This is a genomic window from Methylosinus sp. R-45379 (genome assembly GCF_001644125.1).
Lineage (GTDB): Bacteria > Pseudomonadota > Alphaproteobacteria > Rhizobiales > Beijerinckiaceae > Methylosinus.
Genome location: NZ_LUUM01000261.1, coordinates 49,028 through 66,453, shown reverse-complemented (window position 1 = coordinate 66,453; position 17,426 = coordinate 49,028). Strand labels below are relative to the sequence as shown.

21 protein-coding genes and 1 riboswitch are annotated in these 17,426 nt (G+C 63.0%); all 21 genes read right to left on the bottom strand.

All coding sequences use genetic code 11. From position 1 onward, the window contains the following. Nucleotides 1–138: 138 nt before the first annotated feature. On the bottom strand, nt 139–1,650 hold the full coding sequence (gene gcvPB, locus A1351_RS15190) for an aminomethyl-transferring glycine dehydrogenase subunit GcvPB (protein ID WP_064033386.1): 1,512 nt from the start codon (nt 1,648–1,650) through the stop codon (nt 139–141). After that, nucleotides 1,650–2,990: an aminomethyl-transferring glycine dehydrogenase subunit GcvPA gene (gene gcvPA / locus A1351_RS15185; protein ID WP_024881113.1), complete on the bottom strand. Its 1,341-nt coding sequence runs from the start codon at nt 2,988–2,990 to the stop codon at nt 1,650–1,652. Before gcvPA ends, gcvPB begins: the two co-directional genes overlap by 1 nt. A 3-nt stretch (nt 2,991–2,993) precedes the next feature. Next, on the bottom strand, nt 2,994–3,371 hold the full coding sequence (gene gcvH / locus A1351_RS15180; RefSeq protein WP_024881114.1) for a glycine cleavage system protein GcvH: 378 nt from the start codon (nt 3,369–3,371) through the stop codon (nt 2,994–2,996). After that, nucleotides 3,368–4,495, bottom strand: a complete 1,128-nt coding sequence (gcvT, locus tag A1351_RS15175; protein ID WP_026599430.1) for a glycine cleavage system aminomethyltransferase GcvT — start codon at nt 4,493–4,495, stop codon at nt 3,368–3,370. Before gcvT ends, gcvH begins: the two co-directional genes overlap by 4 nt. A 181-nt stretch (nt 4,496–4,676) precedes the next feature. Continuing rightward, a riboswitch (glycine riboswitch) is annotated at nt 4,677–4,766 on the bottom strand. Nucleotides 4,767–4,863: 97 nt separating this feature from the next. Then, a complete protein-coding gene (locus A1351_RS25420) occupies nt 4,864–5,031 on the bottom strand; it encodes a hypothetical protein (RefSeq protein ID WP_166671825.1) in 168 nt (55 codons plus the stop codon). Nucleotides 5,032–5,188: 157 nt separating this feature from the next. Beyond that, nucleotides 5,189–5,482 carry a ferredoxin family protein gene (locus tag A1351_RS15170; protein WP_024881116.1) on the bottom strand — a complete coding sequence of 98 codons (294 nt, stop codon included), beginning with the start codon at nt 5,480–5,482 and terminating at the stop codon, nt 5,189–5,191. Nucleotides 5,483–5,496: 14 nt separating this feature from the next. Then, nucleotides 5,497–6,804, bottom strand: a complete 1,308-nt coding sequence (locus tag A1351_RS15165; RefSeq protein WP_018267938.1) for an FAD-dependent oxidoreductase — start codon at nt 6,802–6,804, stop codon at nt 5,497–5,499. A 15-nt stretch (nt 6,805–6,819) separates the two neighbouring features. Continuing rightward, a complete protein-coding gene (locus A1351_RS15160; protein ID WP_024881117.1) occupies nt 6,820–7,926 on the bottom strand; it encodes an electron transfer flavoprotein subunit alpha/FixB family protein in 1,107 nt (368 codons plus the stop codon). A gap of 13 nt (nt 7,927–7,939) precedes the next feature. Continuing rightward, entirely contained in the window at nt 7,940–8,791 is an 852-nt protein-coding gene (locus tag A1351_RS15155) for an electron transfer flavoprotein subunit beta/FixA family protein (RefSeq protein ID WP_024881118.1), read from the bottom strand. A 40-nt stretch (nt 8,792–8,831) separates the two neighbouring features. Further along, complete coding sequence (nifW, locus tag A1351_RS15150; protein WP_018267935.1) at nt 8,832–9,167, bottom strand: nitrogenase stabilizing/protective protein NifW; 336 nt, start codon at nt 9,165–9,167, stop codon at nt 8,832–8,834. Further along, nucleotides 9,164–9,907, bottom strand: a complete 744-nt coding sequence (gene cysE, locus A1351_RS15145; protein ID WP_024881119.1) for a serine O-acetyltransferase — start codon at nt 9,905–9,907, stop codon at nt 9,164–9,166. Before cysE ends, nifW begins: the two co-directional genes overlap by 4 nt. Further along, on the bottom strand, nt 9,904–11,076 hold the full coding sequence (nifV, locus tag A1351_RS15140; RefSeq protein WP_064033385.1) for a homocitrate synthase: 1,173 nt from the start codon (nt 11,074–11,076) through the stop codon (nt 9,904–9,906). Before nifV ends, cysE begins: the two co-directional genes overlap by 4 nt. Before the next feature lie 12 nt (nt 11,077–11,088). Beyond that, nucleotides 11,089–12,291, bottom strand: a complete 1,203-nt coding sequence (gene nifS / locus A1351_RS15135; RefSeq protein WP_024881121.1) for a cysteine desulfurase NifS — start codon at nt 12,289–12,291, stop codon at nt 11,089–11,091. 10 nt (nt 12,292–12,301) lie between these two features. Further along, nucleotides 12,302–13,354 carry a Fe-S cluster assembly protein NifU gene (gene nifU / locus A1351_RS15130; RefSeq protein WP_024881122.1) on the bottom strand — a complete coding sequence of 351 codons (1,053 nt, stop codon included), beginning with the start codon at nt 13,352–13,354 and terminating at the stop codon, nt 12,302–12,304. A 22-nt stretch (nt 13,355–13,376) separates the two neighbouring features. Beyond that, nucleotides 13,377–13,697, bottom strand: a complete 321-nt coding sequence (locus A1351_RS15125) for an iron-sulfur cluster assembly accessory protein (protein WP_024881123.1) — start codon at nt 13,695–13,697, stop codon at nt 13,377–13,379. A 222-nt stretch (nt 13,698–13,919) separates the two neighbouring features. Further along, nucleotides 13,920–14,597 carry a nitrogen fixation protein NifQ gene (locus A1351_RS15120; RefSeq protein WP_064033384.1) on the bottom strand — a complete coding sequence of 226 codons (678 nt, stop codon included), beginning with the start codon at nt 14,595–14,597 and terminating at the stop codon, nt 13,920–13,922. Between the two features lie 4 nt (nt 14,598–14,601). Further along, nucleotides 14,602–14,922, bottom strand: coding sequence for a ferredoxin III, nif-specific (gene fdxB, locus A1351_RS15115; protein WP_083967343.1), 321 nt, complete (start codon nt 14,920–14,922; stop codon nt 14,602–14,604). After that, the gene (locus A1351_RS15110) at nt 14,922–15,122 is read right to left on the bottom strand and encodes a CCE_0567 family metalloprotein (RefSeq protein ID WP_024881126.1); all 201 of its coding nucleotides are present in this window, start codon (nt 15,120–15,122) and stop codon (nt 14,922–14,924) included. The genes fdxB and A1351_RS15110 overlap by 1 nt, the downstream gene beginning before the upstream one ends. A gap of 19 nt (nt 15,123–15,141) precedes the next feature. Further along, on the bottom strand, nt 15,142–15,609 hold the full coding sequence (locus A1351_RS15105; protein WP_024881127.1) for a NifX-associated nitrogen fixation protein: 468 nt from the start codon (nt 15,607–15,609) through the stop codon (nt 15,142–15,144). Next, nucleotides 15,602–16,012 carry a nitrogen fixation protein NifX gene (gene nifX / locus A1351_RS15100; protein WP_024881128.1) on the bottom strand — a complete coding sequence of 137 codons (411 nt, stop codon included), beginning with the start codon at nt 16,010–16,012 and terminating at the stop codon, nt 15,602–15,604. The genes A1351_RS15105 and nifX overlap by 8 nt, the downstream gene beginning before the upstream one ends. 15 nt (nt 16,013–16,027) lie before the next feature. Further along, complete coding sequence (gene nifN, locus A1351_RS15095; RefSeq protein WP_064033383.1) at nt 16,028–17,425, bottom strand: nitrogenase iron-molybdenum cofactor biosynthesis protein NifN; 1,398 nt, start codon at nt 17,423–17,425, stop codon at nt 16,028–16,030. Nucleotide 17,426: the final 1 nt, after the last annotated feature.

The window sequence follows — 17,426 nt, the reverse complement described above, 5'->3', positions numbered from 1 at the left end:
CCGCTTCCCTCGTCCTTCGAGACGCCCGCGCCGAAGTCGGGCTTGCCCGACTTCGGCTCTTTGAATTGTCGATCTCGGGCCAGCCCGAGATCGATGCGGGCTCCTCAGGATGAGGGAAGCTTCGGATGGCGCGATGAATTACGAGGCGCTCCAGCGCAGCACGGGCTTGCGCGCGGCGGCGGTTTCGTCGAGGCGGCGGCGCGGGGCGTAGCGCGGCGCCTCGGTAAAGCGACGCGTCTCGCCGCGTTTCGCGCTAGCGATGAGATCCCGCATCGTCACGACGAAGAGATCGAGAGAGCGTTTCGATTCCGATTCCGTCGGCTCGATCAGCATGGCGCCATGCACCACGAGCGGGAAATAAATCGTCATCGGATGATAGCCCTCGTCGATCATCGCCTTGGCGAAATCGAGCGTCGAGACGCCCGTCCCCTCGAGGAAGCTATCGTCGAATAAGACCTCATGCATGCAGAGGCGATCGCCGAAAGGCTGCGTCATCACATCGCGCAACGCTGTGCGCAGATAATTGGCCGAGAGCACGGCGTCGCGCGACGCCTGCGCGAGCCCATCCGCGCCATGCGACAAAATATAGGCGAGCGCGCGCACGAAAGTTCCGAACTGACCATGAAAAGCAGTGAGCCGGCCGAAGCTCTGCGCCCCATCGCCATGCTCGACGAGACGCAATGTCTCGCCTTCGCGCAGCAGGAACGGAACCGGCGCGAAAGGCGCGAGACGTTCGGAAAAGACGACCGGACCAGAGCCCGGCCCACCGCCGCCATGCGGCGTCGAGAAGGTCTTGTGCAGATTGAGATGCATGGCGTCGACGCCCATATCGCCGGGCCGCGCGACGCCGGCGATAGCGTTGAAATTGGCGCCGTCACAATAGAAATAACCGCCCGCCTCATGCACGCGCCGCGCAATGGCGACGATATTGCGCTCGAACAATCCGCACGTATTCGGATTGGTGAGCATGATGGCCGCGACATCGGGGCCGAGCGCTTTGGCGACCGCTTCCTCGCTCACCACGCCATCGGCGCCGGCATCGATCACGCGCGGCTGAAAGCCGAGCAGTGCGGCGCTCGCCGGATTTGTGCCATGCGCCGATTGCGGGATGAGAACCACCTTGCGCGTCTGCGCCTCGCCCCGCGCCGCGAGCGCCGACTCTATGGCCATGAGGCCGCAGAGCTCGCCATGCGCGCCGGCTTTCGGCGAGAGCGCTATGGCGCTCATGCCGGTGAGCGTCAGCAGCCAGCGCGACAGCTCCTCCATCAGCGCCAGCGCGCCCTGCGCCGTCGATTGCGGCTGCAGCGGATGCAGATCGGCGAAGCCCGCGAGCCGCGCGATCTTCTCATTGAGACGCGGATTATGCTTCATCGTGCAGGAGCCGAGCGGATAGAGGCCCGCGTCGATCGAATAATTCTTGCGCGACAGACGCACATAATGGCGCATCGCCTCCGGCTCCGAGAGGCCGGGCAGGCCGATCGGCCCTTTGCGCTCGAGCGCGCCGAGACGCGGCTCCAAATGCGCCGGCTCTTCTATATCGACGCCGCTCGTATCGGTGCGGCCGATCTCGAAGATCGGCGGCTCCTCCTGATCGAGCCCGCGATTTCCCGAGAAGGTCTCGAACGAAAAATCCTTCGGATGATCGAGCATCAGAGCGCTCCTCTCATTGCGGCGACGAAAGCCTCACGATCTTCCACCGTATCGACCTCTGTGCTGGCGACGATGAGGAGATCATCGAGCCCCGCATCTGGAAGCAGGCGCGAGACCGGAACGCCCGCAAGCACGCCCTGTTCCGCCATGGCTTCGACGAGACGCGCGGCGTCGCCCGGAACGCGCAGCGTGAATTCGTTGAAGAAGCTCTCATTGAGCGTCTCGACTCCGGCAACGCTCGCGAGCCGGTCGACGAGATCGACGGCGCTCGCATGATTTGCGCGCGCCAGACGACGCAGGCCCGCTTCGCCGAGCAGGCTCAAATGAATGCTGAAGGCGAGCGCGCAGAGATTGGAGTTGGTGCAGATGTTGGACGTCGCCTTGTCGCGACGAATGTGCTGCTCGCGCGCCGAGAGCGTCACGACATAGCCGCGGCGTCCGTCGGCGTCGACGGTCTCGCCGATGAGACGGCCGGGCGTCTGCCGCAGATGGGACTGCCGCGTCGCGAACAGGCCGAGATAAGGGCCGCCGAAGGAGAGCGGATTGCCGAGCGACTGGCCTTCGCCGACGGTGATATCGGCGCCCATCTCGCCGGGCGACTTCAGCAGGCCGAGCGAGACCGCCTCGGTGAAGACGGCGACGAGCAGCGCGCCATGCCGATGGCAGGCCTCGGCGATGGGCGCGAGATCGCGCAGATTGCCGAATACATCCGGCGTCTGCAGGATGACGCAGGAGACGCTGTCGTCGATCGCCGATGCAATGTCTTCCCGCGCCCGCACATCCGGCGCCAGCGCGACAATCTCATCGCCGGCGAAATGCGAGATCGTGCGCAGCACATCCGCATAATGCGGATGCAATCCGCCGGAGAGAATCGCCTTGCGCCGCTTGGTGATTCGATGCGCCATCAGCGCCGCCTCGGCGCAGGCGGTGGAGCCGTCATACATCGACGCATTGGCGATCTCCATGCCGGTGAGCATGGCGACCTGCGTCTGAAACTCGAAGAGATATTGCAACGTCCCTTGCGATATCTCCGGCTGATAGGGCGTGTAGCTGGTCAGAAATTCCGAGCGCTGGATCAGATGATCGACGCTCGCGGGAATATGATGGCGATAAGCGCCGGCGCCGATGAAGAAAGGCGCGCTCGCGGCCGAGAGATTGCGCTTCGCCATGGCGGAGAGCAGACGCTCCACCTCTATCTCCGATTTTGCGCGCGGGAGATCGAGCGGCGCTTCGAGCAGCAGCTCAGACGGCACATCGGCATAGAGCGCCGCGAAATCGGCGACGCCGATCGCCTCGCGCATTTGCGTGCGATCGACATCCGTCAAGGGCAGATAGCGCATGGCTCATCCCTCGCTTTCCAGAAAGGCGCGATAGGCGTCCTCGTCCATCAGATCTTCGAGCTCGGAGGCGTCGTCGACGCGCAAGGTCAGCAGCCAGCCTTCGCCGAGCGGCTCCTTATTGACGAGATCGGGCGACGATTCGAGGCGGTCATTGATCGCGACCACCTCGCCGGAAATCGGCGCATAGATTTCGCTCGCCGCCTTGACGCTTTCGATCGTCGCCAGCTGCTCGCCCTTGGCGACGCGCCGGCCCGGCGACGGCAGCTCGACAAAAACGATATCGCCGAGCTGCGACTGCGCGAAATCGGTGATTCCGACGATCGCGACATCATCCTCGACGCGCACGAAATCATGATCCTTGGTGTAACGCTCGCCGCTCATGATCTGTCCTTTCCGGCTGGGCCGCGGAAAAAGCGATGGGGAACGAAAGGCAGGGATGTGACCTCGACCGCGACAGGCTTGTCGCGAAGGCGGCTCTCCAGCGTGACGCCGGGCGTGGCGAAGCCGGATTCGACATAGCCCATGGCGATGGGACGCGAGAGCGTCGGCGAATAGCCGCCGGACGTGATTCGGCCGATGATTCGGCCATCCGGCGCCGCCAGCGCCGCGCCCTCGCGCAATGGCGCGCGGCCTGCCGGCAGCAGGCCGACGCGCAGACGCGCAGGGCCATGCTCCAGAGCGGCGCGGATGCGCTCATAGCCGGGGAAGCCGCCCTGCTCGCGGCGGCGCTTGCCGATCGACCAGGCGAGACCCGCCTCGACCGGATCGGTCGTCGCGTCGAGATCGTGGCCATAGAGGCAAAGGCCGGCCTCGAGCCGCAGCGAATCGCGGGCGGCGAGGCCGGCGGGCGCGACATCCGGATGCGCCAGCAGAGCCTCCGCCAGCGGCTCGGCGAGATGATTGGGAACAGAAATCTCGAAGCCGTCCTCGCCCGTGTAGCCGGAACGCGACACGAAAAGCCCGGCGCCGCGAAACTCGGCGGCGCGCCAGCCCATGAAGGGCATGCTCTCGAGGTCGAGCTCTTGCAGGACCGTCGCGAGCGCGGCGGCGGCGCGCGGTCCCTGCAGCGCGATCAGCGCGCGACCGGAGAGAACCGACAGGCCGAGCTGCGGCAACTGTTGGCGCAAAAGCGCGAAATCTTGCTGCTTGGCCGCGGCGTTGACGATGAGCAGCAACCGCTCGTCGCGCCCCGGCAGGCGGGTGATCATCAGATCGTCGAGAACCCCGCCATCCTCCGCGAGCAGCTGGCTATAGCGCGTGCGCTCGGTGTGAAGGTCCGCGATGGCGGCGGGGACCAGAGATTCGATCCGCTCCGCCGCTCCGCGGCCGCCGAGGATCGACTGGCCCATATGGGAGACATCGAAGAGGCTCGCCTTCTCGCGCGTGTGGGAATGCTCGGCGACGACGCCGGCCGGATAATGCAGCGGCAGCTCATAGCCGGCAAAAGGCGTCATTCGCGCGCCGAGAGCGCGATGCAGCGCATCGAGCGGCGTCTTCTCCGGCATCGTGGACGTGGGTGGGGCGTGGCTTTCGCTCAAAGGGCGCTCCGACAGTCGGCGTACGGCATTGGGCGGATTGCTCCGCCCGGCTCGCGCCCCCTCTGTCTGGAGACCTGAGAGATTTCCCTGCAGCGCAGGTTACGCCCTTCGGTGGGCGCGGATGGGCCGCGCCGCTTTCCAGAGTGTCTCTTTCCTCGCGGTCCTTTTGCCTGAGCGTTTCCGGGGCGGTTGCGCCTTCGGCTCCGGCGCGAACGCCGGCCTCTCCCGCGAAGATCGTCGAGACACTTCAAAAGATGAGATCGAAACGCGCGCTCGTCAAGCCTCGTCGGCGACGAGATCCTGCGTCGGACGGTCGCGCCCCGAGCGGGGCGGCCTTATTCTTCGCAGTCGGTGGACAGGACGACCTCGTCGGGCAATCCCACCATCACGCTTTTTTCCAAATTCACCCCGACGAGACGCGCCAAGGCGCCGTCTCCCTCGAGGATCACCACGGCTTCGCTCGGCATGTCCTTCAGCACTTCGATCAATTGCGCGACCGTCATCGAACATCCTCGCGTCTAGAGTCTTTCCACGTCTCAGCGGAACGGGAACAAGACTCTAGGCTCATGCTTCGAGGCGCATCGAACGCCGAACCGGCGTCTGCCTCGTCTGGAAATGCACACTTCGCCGACGCGCCGACGCGCGGCGCGTCGGTCGCGCTCAGCCGAATTTGAACAGCACGCCATAGCCGCCGCGCGGATAGTTCCACACGATATCGCCCTGCGGCTCGCAGAGAACACGACAAGTGCCGCATTCCAGACAACCGTCCGGCGTGATCTCGACCTGGCCCGAGGCGTTCTGCTCATAGCAGCCAGCCGGGCAGATCTTGGTCATCGCCACGAGATTCTTGGACGGCGTCGTGTGCGGTTGCACGACTATATGGGGTTTTCCTTGATCGACGAGATAGCGGTTCTGGAACAGCTTCTCCTCGACTCGCGCAGCTTGCGTCGACATCGCGATTCCTCCTCTCAGCGCCAGGCGCGCGCCAGACGCCATGCATCTCCGAACAGTCCCGTCAGCGAGCGCTTCTCACGGAAAGCACGGACTGACGCCTTTTCCTTCTCGATCTTCGGCGTGCCGTCGACGCGTAGGAAATTCTCCATCGCCTTCGACACGAGTGTCGGATAGGTGAGGAAGAAATTCTGCGCCTGCGTATGCAGCAACGCCGGCATGTCCTTGTATTTCTTCAGATCCTTCATGACGAAGCTGTCATCGAGGAATTTTTTGTAGAGCGCCAGATTCTGCTTCGTCATTGGATCGCGGCGGGACTTCACCTGGAAAATCGCCTCGCCCGCGAGCCTGCCGGACGTCATAGCAAGATTCGAGCCTTCTCTATGGATCGCATTGTTGAGCTGCGCGGCGTCGCCGACGACAACCCAACCATCGCCGAACAGCTCCGGAATCGTGTTGAAGCCGCCCTCGGGAATGAGATGCGCGGCATATTCCTTCACTTCCGAGCCCTCGAGCAGCGGCGCGATCGACGGATGCTTTTTGAAATTCTCCAGCATGCCGTAGGGCGTCTCCTGGTTTTCGGCGAAATCCGACACCAGGCAGCCAAACCCGACAGAAATGCTCTCTTTGTTCGTATAGACGAAGCCCATGCCGGTCATCCCCTTGGAGATGGTGCCGGCCGCCTCGATCACGACGCCTTCGTCGCCATGCAGATTGAAGCGGGCTTCGAGCGTCTCGCGCGGGAGAAAATGCATTTCTTTCACGGCGAGCGCGACATGCTCGGGCCGCGGCGTCGGCCGCAGACCAGCGCGCGCGCCGAGCAGGCCGTTGACGCCTTCCGCCAGCACGACGACATCGGCGAAGACCGTGCCGCCGGCGCGATCCGTGCGCACGCCGATCACCTTGCCATAAGCGTCGCTGACCAGCTCGGTGACGGTCGTCTCGCTGATGACGATCGCGCCCGCGCCCTGCACCTGCTTGTTGAACCAGCGATCGAACTGGGAGCGGATGATCGTGTAGCGGTTCGGCTTCTCTTCGTTGAAGTCATCCGAACGATATTGCATGCCCGTATGCGAGCGGTCGGTCATCATCCAGAACCGCTGCTCGATGAGATGCCGCTCAAGCGGCGCCTCCTCGCGGAAATCCGGAATGATCTTCTCCAGCATGTCGGCATAGAGAATGCCGCCCTGCACATTTTTGGAGCCGGCGTATTCGCCGCGCTCCAGCTGCAGGACGTTCAGACCGCGCGAGGCCATCGTATAGGCCGCAGCGTTGCCGGCCATGCCGGCCCCGATGACGATCGCGTCGAATTTCTCTTCGATCATGATGATCTCCTCGGGTTAGCCGGCGAGCCGGTCTGCGTTCTCGGGCGAGAGACGTTTGCGGAATGCTTCGGTCAGCGCCGGCAGCAGGCGAATGGCGTCGGTCACTATGCCGATATGCGCGAAGTCGAAGATGGGCGCATTCTTGTCGGTGTTGATCGCGACGATGCAATCGGCGCCTTCGACGCCGACGCGATGCTGGATCGCGCCGGAGATGCCGGCGGCGATATAGAGCTTGGGACGGATCGACTTGCCGGTCTGGCCGATCTGGCGATCGGAGCTGATCCAGCCCTTCTGCACCAGAGGACGCGAGCCGCCGAACTCGGCGCCGAGCACGGTCGCGAGATTGCGCACGAGCTGATAATTCTCCGCGCTCTGCAGGCCGAGCCCGCCGGCGACGACGACATCGGCAAAAGCGAGATTGCTCTTCGCCGACTCGCGGTCCGGAATGAACTTCAGCAGCTTGGTGATGATCGTGTCTTCGTCGAGATCGGCTTTGAACTCGATCACACGACCTGTGCGCGTCTCGTCGCGCACAGGAGTCGGCAGCTGACGCGGACGCACGGTCGCCATCTGCGGCCGATAGTTCAACGTATAGATCGTGCAGAGCAGCGAGCCGCCGAAGGTCGGCCGCGTCGCCGCCAGCGAACCATCGGCGTCGACCGCGAGCTCGGTGCAATCGGCGGTGAGGCCGGTGAGCAAGGTCGTCGCCACCGAGCCGGCGAGATCGCGGCCGAGCGTCGTCGCGCCCAGCAGCAGGATCTCGGGCTTATGCGTGTTGACGAGCTGCGTGACGGCCTTCGAGTAAGGCTCGTTGCGATAATCGCCGAGGATCGAATCCTCGACGAGATAGGCGAGATCGGCCCCGTAGAAGAAGGACTCGTTGACGGCCTTGCGCGTGGCGTCTCCCGGCGAGCCGAGCACGACGGCGGCGAGATCGACGTTCAGCTGATCCGCGAGCTTGCGGCCGGCGCCGAGCAGCTCCCAGGACACCGGATGCACCTCGCCGCGCTCCAGCTCGACGAACACCCAGACGTGCTTGTAGCCGCGGAAATGCTCCGGGAGCTCCTTTTTCGCGCTGGCGCGGCTCTGCTGCGGCGCGGCGGGGGCGGGCTTGTCGGACATTTTCGCTTCTCCTTTAGAACCCACTGGCCAGTTTCGTCATGTCGTCCTCGAGCGCAGGATGGCGCTTGAAGATCGCCTCGATCAGCACGTCGGCGGAATCGCCCGCGTTCTTTCCCGGCTCCACGAAGGCCGCGCGATCGGTCCGCACCGGCGGAGCGAAGACTTTCTTCACGATCGTCGGCGAGCCTTTCAGCCCGCATTTCGTGAGGTCTTCGATCTCCGCGTCTTTCGCGCTCCAGGTGATGATATCGGCGCGCGCCGCGCGCAGCGAATCCGAAATGGAGCCGCGACGCACCTCGTTCGTCCCCTCGAGCATGGCGATGAGGCAAGGCATTTTCGTCTTCAGAACCTGCGTGCCGCCTTCCGCGCGACGCTCGATCACGACCTCGCGCTTCTCCTCATCGGCTTCGACGATCTTGGAGACATAAGTCAACTGCAGAAGGCCGAGACGCTTCGCCACACCCGGACCGACCTGCGCCGTGTCGCCGTCGATCGTCTGCTTGCCGGTGAAGACGAGATCGAGAGCGCCCCAGGTCTTCTGAATCTTGTTGATCGCCTGAGCGAGCGCATAGGTCGTCGCCAGAGTGTCCGCGCCGGCGAAGAAACGATCGGTGAGCAGAATCGCGCGATCGGCGCCGATCGCCATCGTCTTGCGCAACGCATCGGCGGCCATGGGCGGACCCATGGTCAAGGTCGTGACCTCGCCGCCGAATTTGTCGCGCAGCTTCAGCGCTTCCTCTAGCGAGAAGAGGTCATAGGGATTGATGATCGTCGGCACGCCCTGCCGCATGATCGTGTTGGTGACGGGATGCACGCGGATCTGGGCGCTGTCGGGAACTTGCTTGATGCAGACAAGTATCTTCATGTGTCTCTTCCTCTCGCCATCCCGACTTGTGTTTCGATCTTCATCCGTTCGACGTCGTGACCGTTGTGAGCGGCACGAAGGGCTTCTTCGGCTCCTCTTTCGGCTTTACAGCGTCCTTGTGCACTTTGAAAAGCCGTTCTTCGATCGGAGACGATTTCGTGAAGTCCTGATACGCTTTCGCGAGAAATTCACGGCAGGCTTCGCGCACCTCGTCGTCGGACGCGCCCTCGGGCGCCGCCTTGTGAAGATACTCGCCCATGCGTCGCAGAATATGCAGACGCGAGTGCCGCACGATGTTGGGGTCGTATTCGACGCCGAGAAGGTCGAAGAATTCCTCGGCCGCCGACAATTTGCGCAGATCGTCCAATATGCTCATGGCTTGTTGTCTCCGACTTGCCGATGGGAGCCTTCGCTGACGCGCACTTGTAGATGTGCGAGCCGCGCTTCGAGAAAATCGATGCGGTCGATGAGCACGGAGATCGCGTCGCCGACCGGATCGGGAATGAGGTGATGCTCGAGATCGATGCGGCCATCGACCCCCGAGCGGCGCCGCTGCTCGCGCACCACGCGGCCGGGAATTCCGACCACAGTCATCTCTGGCGGAACATCCTCGATGACGACAGAATTGGCGCCGATGCGCGCGCGCGGGCCGACGCTGATCGGCCCTAATATCTTGGCGCCGGCGCCGATCAGCACGCCATCGCCGACTGTTGGATGGCGACGCCCCACGGACCAGGAGGTGCCGCCCAGAGTGACGCCGTGATACATGGTCACATCGTCGCCGATGGTCGCCGTCTCGCCGATGACGACGCCGGCGCCATGATCGATGAAGAAGCGTACGCCGATCGTCGCGCCGGGATGAATGTCGATATTGGTGACGAGACGGCCGAACCACGACAGCGCCCGCGCCGAGAACTTATGGCCGCCGCGCCACAGGCGATTGGCGATGCGATGCCATATCAGCGCATGCACGCCCGGATAGAGCAGAACCACCTCGAGCGTGCTACGCGCCGCCGGATCGCGCTGCGCGACGCAGCCGACATCCTCACGGATCAGCGCGAACAGGCCTTTGCTGGGCGCGACGCGCGGCGTGTCGACAATCGAAATGGGACTCATGACACGCCTCCGACATCATGCCGCGCCGCTATGGCCGCCTCCGCCTGCGCCCGATCGACGAGACGAATGAACTCTCCGCGATTGACTGGACCCTTCTGGTCCAGAGCGCGACGCTTGACATGATCGAGCAGGCGCGCGGCCGTCTCACGGTCGAGATCGACACCGATCTCGGCGCATTTCTTCTGAATCGCGCTCAAGCCCGAATGCTTGGCGATGATGATGCGGTGCCGCCGTCCGAGCCGCGCGGGATCGAGGCCCTGATAGGTGCGCACATCCTTCATCAGCGCCGCGACATGAATGCCGGATTCATGCGTGAATATGTCGGACCCGACCACCGCCTTGGCGCGGCCGATCTTGCGGCGCGCCGCCGCCGCCACGAGCCGCGCGACGCCTTGCAGACGCTTGAGATCGATATTGGTGCGCCCATGCGCGACATGGCCGAGCGCGAGCGCGACCTCCTCGAGCGCCGCATTGCCGGCGCGCTCGCCGAGACCGAGCATGGTGACGGAGGCATGCGTCGCGCCGCCGCGCACCGCTGCGAGCGTGTTGGCGGTGGCGAGGCCGACATCGTCATGGCCGTGAAACTCGATCGGCAGATCGGTCTCCTCGCGCACGCGCCGTATCGACTCATAGGTCGCGAAGGGATCGAGCGTCCCGAGCGTGTCGGCGAAGCGAAAACGCGTCGCGCCCGCCGCCGCGGCCGCCCGTGCGATGCGACCGATGTCGCGCGGGTCGGCGCGCGAGGAATCCTCGCCGCCGAGAGCCACGGTCAGCCCTTTCGAACGCGCATAGGCGACCACACGCTCCACCCGCGCCGCCGCGCCATCGACATCCGTCGACAGTTTCACGCCGATCTGCAATCGCGACATGGGCGACGACACGTTCACATGTGCGACATTCGCTGCGAGCGCGGCGTCGACGTCGCTCTCGCTCAGCCGACACCAGGCCATCACCCGACACGGCAGACCGTCCGTGGCGATCGCGGCGATCGACTCGATTTCGTCCCGGCCCATAGCCGGCGTCCCCGCCTCGATCTCATCGACGCCGAGGGCCGCAAGAGCGCGCGCGATCGCGAGCTTTTCCGCGGCGGTGAAGGCGACGCCCGGCGCCTGCTCACCGTCGCGAAGCGTCGTGTCATTGATGAAGATGCGGGGTTGATCGCCGTTCACGGGAGCCGCCTATCACGCAAAAACGGGCTTGGAGTCGTTGGTCTTCTTCTCCGCATCCGCCCAGAAAGGAGACATCTCGCGCAGCTTCTCGACAATCCCCGGCAGGGCTTCGACGACGCGATCGACATCCTCGGACACATTGTCCCGCGAGAAGGAGAAACGCACCGCGCCATGCAGCGCAGCCTCGGGAATCTCCATCGCCTTAAGCACATGGCTCGGCTCCATGGAGCCCGAGGTGCAGGCCGAGCCCGACGAAGCAGCGACGCCCCCGCGATTGAGATGCAGCAGGATCGCTTCGCTCTCGACATATTCGAAAGCGATATTGGTCGTGTTGGGCAGACGGTCATGGCGATCGCCATTGACGATGCAATTGGGAACGCGCTGCAGAACCGCTTTCTCCAGCCGATCGCGCAGCTCTTTCACGCGGCCCTGCTCCTCGGCCATGTGCTGGAGCGCGAGCTCCGCCGCCTTGCCGAGGCCGATGATCGCTGGCACATTCTCCGTGCCGCCGCGACGCGCTCGCTCTTGATGACCGCCGCGGATCAGCGGCTTGAAACGCGCGCCCTTCTTCACATAGAGCGCACCGATTCCCTTCGGACCGTGTAGCTTGTGGCCAGACAGCGACAACATGTCGATCGCGCTGTCCTTGAGCGAGATCGGGGTCTTGCCGACAGCTTGCACAGCGTCTGTATGGAACAGAGCGCCATGCTCCTTAGCTAGCTCGGCGAGGCCTTCGACCGGGAAAATCGTCCCGGTCTCATTATTCGCCCACATCAGAGACACGACGGCGACCTTGTCGGACAACGCGGCGCGATAGGCTTCGATATCGAGCTGGCCGGAACCGTCGACGCCGATGAAATGAACCTTGGCGCGGCCGGTTTTCTCGAGATGCTCGCAGAGCGACAGAATCGCGGGATGCTCGACCTTGGACGTCACGATCTCATTGCGATCCGGCAGCGCCTCGAGCGCCGATAGAATGGCTGCGTTGTCGCTCTCCGTGCCGCCCGAGGTGTAGATGATCTCGTGGTCATGCGTCGCGCCGAGCAGCTGCTGAAGCTGCTGCCGCGCGGCCTTCACCGCGGTCCCGACCTCCGCCCCGAAAGAGTGAGCCGAAGAGGCGTTGCCGAAATGCTCCGTGAAGAAGGGGAGCATCGCATCCACCACCGACGGATCGGTTCGGGTCGTCGCGTTATTGTCGAGATAAATCGCCTTCATGACGCACTCCTCAATGAGCGTTGCGACCGACCGGGATCACGCGAATCGGCACGCCCAATTTGGCCATGAGCCGCTCCTGAATTCCCGAGACAGTGACGCTCGCCATTTGACAGCCCACACATGCGCCGGTGAGACTGACCAGCACGTTGGAGCCGTCGACGTCGATCAGCTCACAGTCGCCGCCGTCCTTGCGCAGATAGACGCGGAGGTCTTCGATCGTTTCCTCGATCAGTCGAATCTTCTTCAGATTCGTCATACCGGCCGAAGGCGGCGGAAGCGGCGAGGCCGGGGAGAGCGGCGAAGATTCCGCAGCTGGCCGCACGATCGGCTTCGCAGGAGCCGGCGCTGTCGACGCGGCCCGCACGGCGGCGCTGAAAAGATTGAGCGAGCCCGGCCGCGGCGCGACAGGAGCCGGAGCCGGAGCGGCCGCCACCGTCTCTGGACGTGCGATTTCCGCCACCTGCGGAGCCGCTGAAGCGGCAGACGCAGCCGCAGCCTCGGTCGCTACCCGAAGCAAAATATCTTCGATCTGCTCATAGCAGGTCGTGCAGCCGGTGCCCGCCATGGTGAAGGCGCCGACCTGCTCGACCGTCGACAGACCATTGTCGCGGATCGCGCGCTCGATCGCCCTCGCATCGACGCCGTGACATTTGCAGACGAGCGCCGCCTCCTCGTGCTCCGGCCGCCAGACCTCGCCGCGAAAATTGGCGATCGCCGCTTGAAGCGCTTCATGCCCCATCACCGCGCAATGCATTTTCTCCGGCGGAAGCCCTCCGAGGAAATCCGCAATGTCGCGATTGGTGACCGCCCGCGCCTGCTCGAGCGTCTTGCCGATGACGAGCTCGGTCAGAGCCGAGGAGGAAGCGATCGAAGAGCCACAGCCATAAGTCTGGAATTTGGCTTCGAGAACGATCTCCGTCACAGGGTCGATATGGAGCATCAGCTTGAGCGCATCGCCGCAGGAAAGGGCGCCGACCTCGCCGATCGCATTGGCGCCGTCGAGAACGCCAGCGTTCTTAGGGTTGAAGAAATGCTCCTGGACCTTGTCGGAATATTCCCACATCGCCGCTCTCCCCCGAAGACGATCAACCGAACGACTTGCCGCAGGAACAGCTGGATTTGGCCTGGGGATTGTCGAAGGTGAAACCCGCGCCCTCGAGACCGCTGACGAAATCGACGCGCGTGCCGTCGAGATAAGCGAGCGAGCCCTCCTCCACGAAAACCTTCACGCCGTCGCGCTCGAAGACATGATCCGCGGGGTTGCTCTCATTGACGAGGCCCATCGTATACTGGAAACCCGCGCAGCCGCCCGCTTCGACCATGATGCGCAGACCCTCGACCTCCTGCCCGGCGCCCGAAATTGCCGAACGCACCGCGTTCAGCGCGTTGTCTGTGAGTTCGATCATTTGCTTAACCTCTTCCCGGAAAACTATCCGTCATAGAGGAAGCAACCGCTATGCCACACGGGTTTACCATCCTGAATCAGTCGATTCGCAGGGCTCGCGGCTGTTCGCATTCCCACAATGTCGGAGTTCCGACACGGATGGCGATTGTCCTTCGAAATGCACGAAATTCCGCGATTTCAGCGCCATTTGTCGCTGAAAAAGGGCGCCAAATCTCGAGATCGATCAGGAATTCGAGGGCTTGCCATGAGACAGGCGGGCTAAGGCGCTCTCGCCACTCTCGTCGCCGAAGCAGTCATGGAAATCGCTGCATTCCCGGCATGTCGGGGCCGCGCAAAGAACAAAGCCTTCCATCTCGCACAAGGAGCGATAAAAAAACTTTTTCCATTTCATATGATTGACATTACGCGATGCGAGGCTCGGAAAGCGCTCCTGCATCAAACGGCCGAGCTCGTCCCTCTTCGCGAGCCCGAGGTCCTGCCACAAATGCCGTGGGGACATAGACCGTTTTGTGAGGATCGAGGCGAGCCAGCCCGACTCCTCCGACGCGTCGCCGCGAAATCGCAACAATAATTGCCGAATTTGATCTTCTTCGTCATCCAGCTCGATCGTCTCGGGCTCCGCCGCTAAATCCAGCAGCAAACGTGCCTCGGGCGCCCAACGATCTATCAGCCGGCATATCTCCTCGCGCCCCAGCGCGAGAGACTGGGCGAGCCCACCGGGCCGCCCTGCCGCCTCGCTCAGACCCAGCGCCAACACGCAGCAGAACACATGGGCCGTAAACGGGTCGTCGCGTCCGAAATCACTCGGACGCGACCGCAAACGCACGTAAATGTCAGTCGAATCCAGACCGGGCTGCCCGAGCCTGCTCTCCGCGCGACGATCCTCGGAGAGAAAAGCCATCGGATCAGCCGGCCAGCTGGTCCACGGGGACGTGCGTCTGGCAGTCCTTCGGACACACCTTGGAACACGCTGAGCAGCCGATGCAATCCTGCTCCCTTTCGACCTTCATGATTTTCCGATTGAGCTCGCCGTCGAAATCATCGTCATCGTCACCGTCAGTGACGATTCCGAGGATGGTTCCCTCCGCATCGACGCCATAAAGCGCCATCACGTCCTGCGGGCAGACCTTGAAGCAACGTCCGCAGCCGATACAGGTCGCGGGGTTGATATCTGTCAGATAGGACGGCGTCCAATCGGCGCCGCCTCTCGTTTTGAACGCCCCCATCACGCCGTCTCCAATTCCTTGAGCTTCTGGCGCGCGGCCTCGAGAGCCGAATACGCCTCATAGGCCTCCTGCGCGACGGTGAGAATCGTGCCCCAATTGATCGGCAGCTCTTCCGAGAGGTCGTGCAGATTCATCTTCATATTTGTCGCTTTGGCAGAGAGCTTCTTGATCTCGGCCTTCAGCTCGTCGACGGAGCTCATTTTCCACTCTCCTTCGAAATCAGTAACGCGCGACTTCCGGAAACTTCTCGACCATCTCGACGCCGGAGTTGACGAGCTTGGTGCCTTCCTCAGACAGCTTGTCGAGATTGTCGAAGCCGAAACGATGAACGTCGCGCAGCTGCTTATTGACGACGATGAGGCGTCCAGCGATGAGAACCTGACGACCAAAGCCTTCGTGGCTCATCTTGATCATCGGCTGAACCATCACGCCAGTGGCGCGCTCGATCGACAGAGCGACCGCATTGTAGAAGAGCTCGACGCGCCAGAGGATCTCGGGATCCGGATCGCCGATCAGCGGGAGCGCCTTACGCGCTTCCTTGTCGACGATATACGGCTTGATGAGATCGAGGTCCTTCTTGTTCTCCCAAGTGCCGTGCGTGTCCTGCGCGCGCCACTGCTTGATGAGTTCCTTGACGAAGATGCTGTCAGCCGCATCACTCGCCGTAATCGTCTCCGTCTCAGCCATTTGCAGCCTCTTCCTCGAAATCGAAGGTACGTTCCTGGCCCTTCGTGATCACCTTGCGCAGCCACGGCGGCGGCGCGCCCTGCAGGACAACCTTCAGCTTCTCCAGCAGATCGACGATGTTCTCGGGCTGCGCCACCTTCATCGGGTGAATGCCGGACGCCACCACGCGCGCAGCGCCGGAGCCGCCGATCGCCGCAATGTAGAGAATCGCGCAATCCTTGATCGCCTCGAGCTTCGGCTGAAGCTTGTCTTCGTTTCCGTCTTCCTGCAGATCGCCCTGGAACTGGATCGTCTCGACCAAGCTATATCCATCGGCCGTCAGCTCGTAGATCGCGATATTCTTCGCCCAACCGAAATGGGCGTCGACGCGTTCGAGGTCTTGGGTGGCGAATGCGACTTTCATGCTGCCTCCTCGTGGTCAGGCCATCGCGGTTATTTGAACCAGCTCGGGAGCCGGCTCGCCCCCGAAATGCGTGACATTCTCATCTTCGCGGCGCCAAGTGTCCGGACCGGGCTCATGCGCCTGCGAAATGAACATATTGCCGATATTGAAGATCAGCGTCCGCGTCCCTCTATAGCCGACCGTCAGCTCGTGACCTGCGCCGAGACGATCGAAAGTCGGAAGGCCGAGTCGGAAGAGCGGCACGCCGAGACGTTCCGACGCCTGACGCCCATGCGAATGGGTCATTATCAAATCGGCGCCCTTCGAACGATTTTCCAAATCTTCGAGATCGCCGATCAGAACCTCATCGATCGCGAGCTTTTCGAGCACGGCCGAATGGGTCGTTGTCACCGCGGCCGTAACATTCGCGCCCATCTCGATCAGCCATGAACCGATCGCGAAGAGAAGATCCGGCTCGGCGCCGATGGTCACCTTCTTGGCGCCGAAATGGAAATGTCCGTCGAGCATGGCGTCGACGAGCTGCCCTCTCTGCCGCTTGAACTTCAACGGCACAGGACGGCCGCTGATGCGTGAGAGAAACTCGATAAGCTCATCATTGGGCGCGAGCCCGGTGAGGCGATCGAAGAGAACGAAGGGCACCCCGGCGCGCCGCTCCAATGTCGTCGCCGCCAAGCGCATCTGTTCTCCGACCGCGATCGTCCAAGCGGCGGAACCCATCTGCGCCATAGCGTCACGAGTCGTGCCGCCGAGCGTCGTCGGCGTGAAATCCTCGGGCAGATGCCCGTCGAGCGATCCCGAGAGATCGGGCAAGAAGGTCGGCTCGAGCCCGAAGCTTTCGATAATGTCTCGCAGCTCGTCGATATCGCCGGGCGTTAGATGGCACCCAGGCAACACATTCACCCTCTGCGGCGCACGCTGAATGGGAGTTGCATTCGCCGGCACGAAAGCCTCGATGAGCTTCGCGACCGTCTTGCCCCAACCATCCTGGAAAGCGTCCTTGAAGTCGGGAGTCGACACATAGACGATGCCCATGTGATCGAGCTCCGGATGACGCTGCCGGATGAGCTGAATGTAGCCGTCTACGTCGTCGCCTTTGGTCTCGGTCACGCCGGTCGAGCAAATCCCGATGATCTCGGGCTTGGCGCGTTTCGCGATATTGACGACCGCCTCCTCGACATTCTCCAAACCACCCAGCACCGTGGCGACTTCGCTCATCGCGGTCGTCTGAAGTGGAATGGCTTCACGAAAATGTCGAACAAACAGCACAAGCCCAAAAGATGTGCATCCCTGTGACCCATGCAGCAGCGGCATGCATCCCTGAACGCCCATGAAGGCGAGCGCGCCGCCGATCGGCTGGCTCATCTTCAACGGGTTGACCGCACAGGCCTTTTTGGAAACTTCGACTCTAGCCATC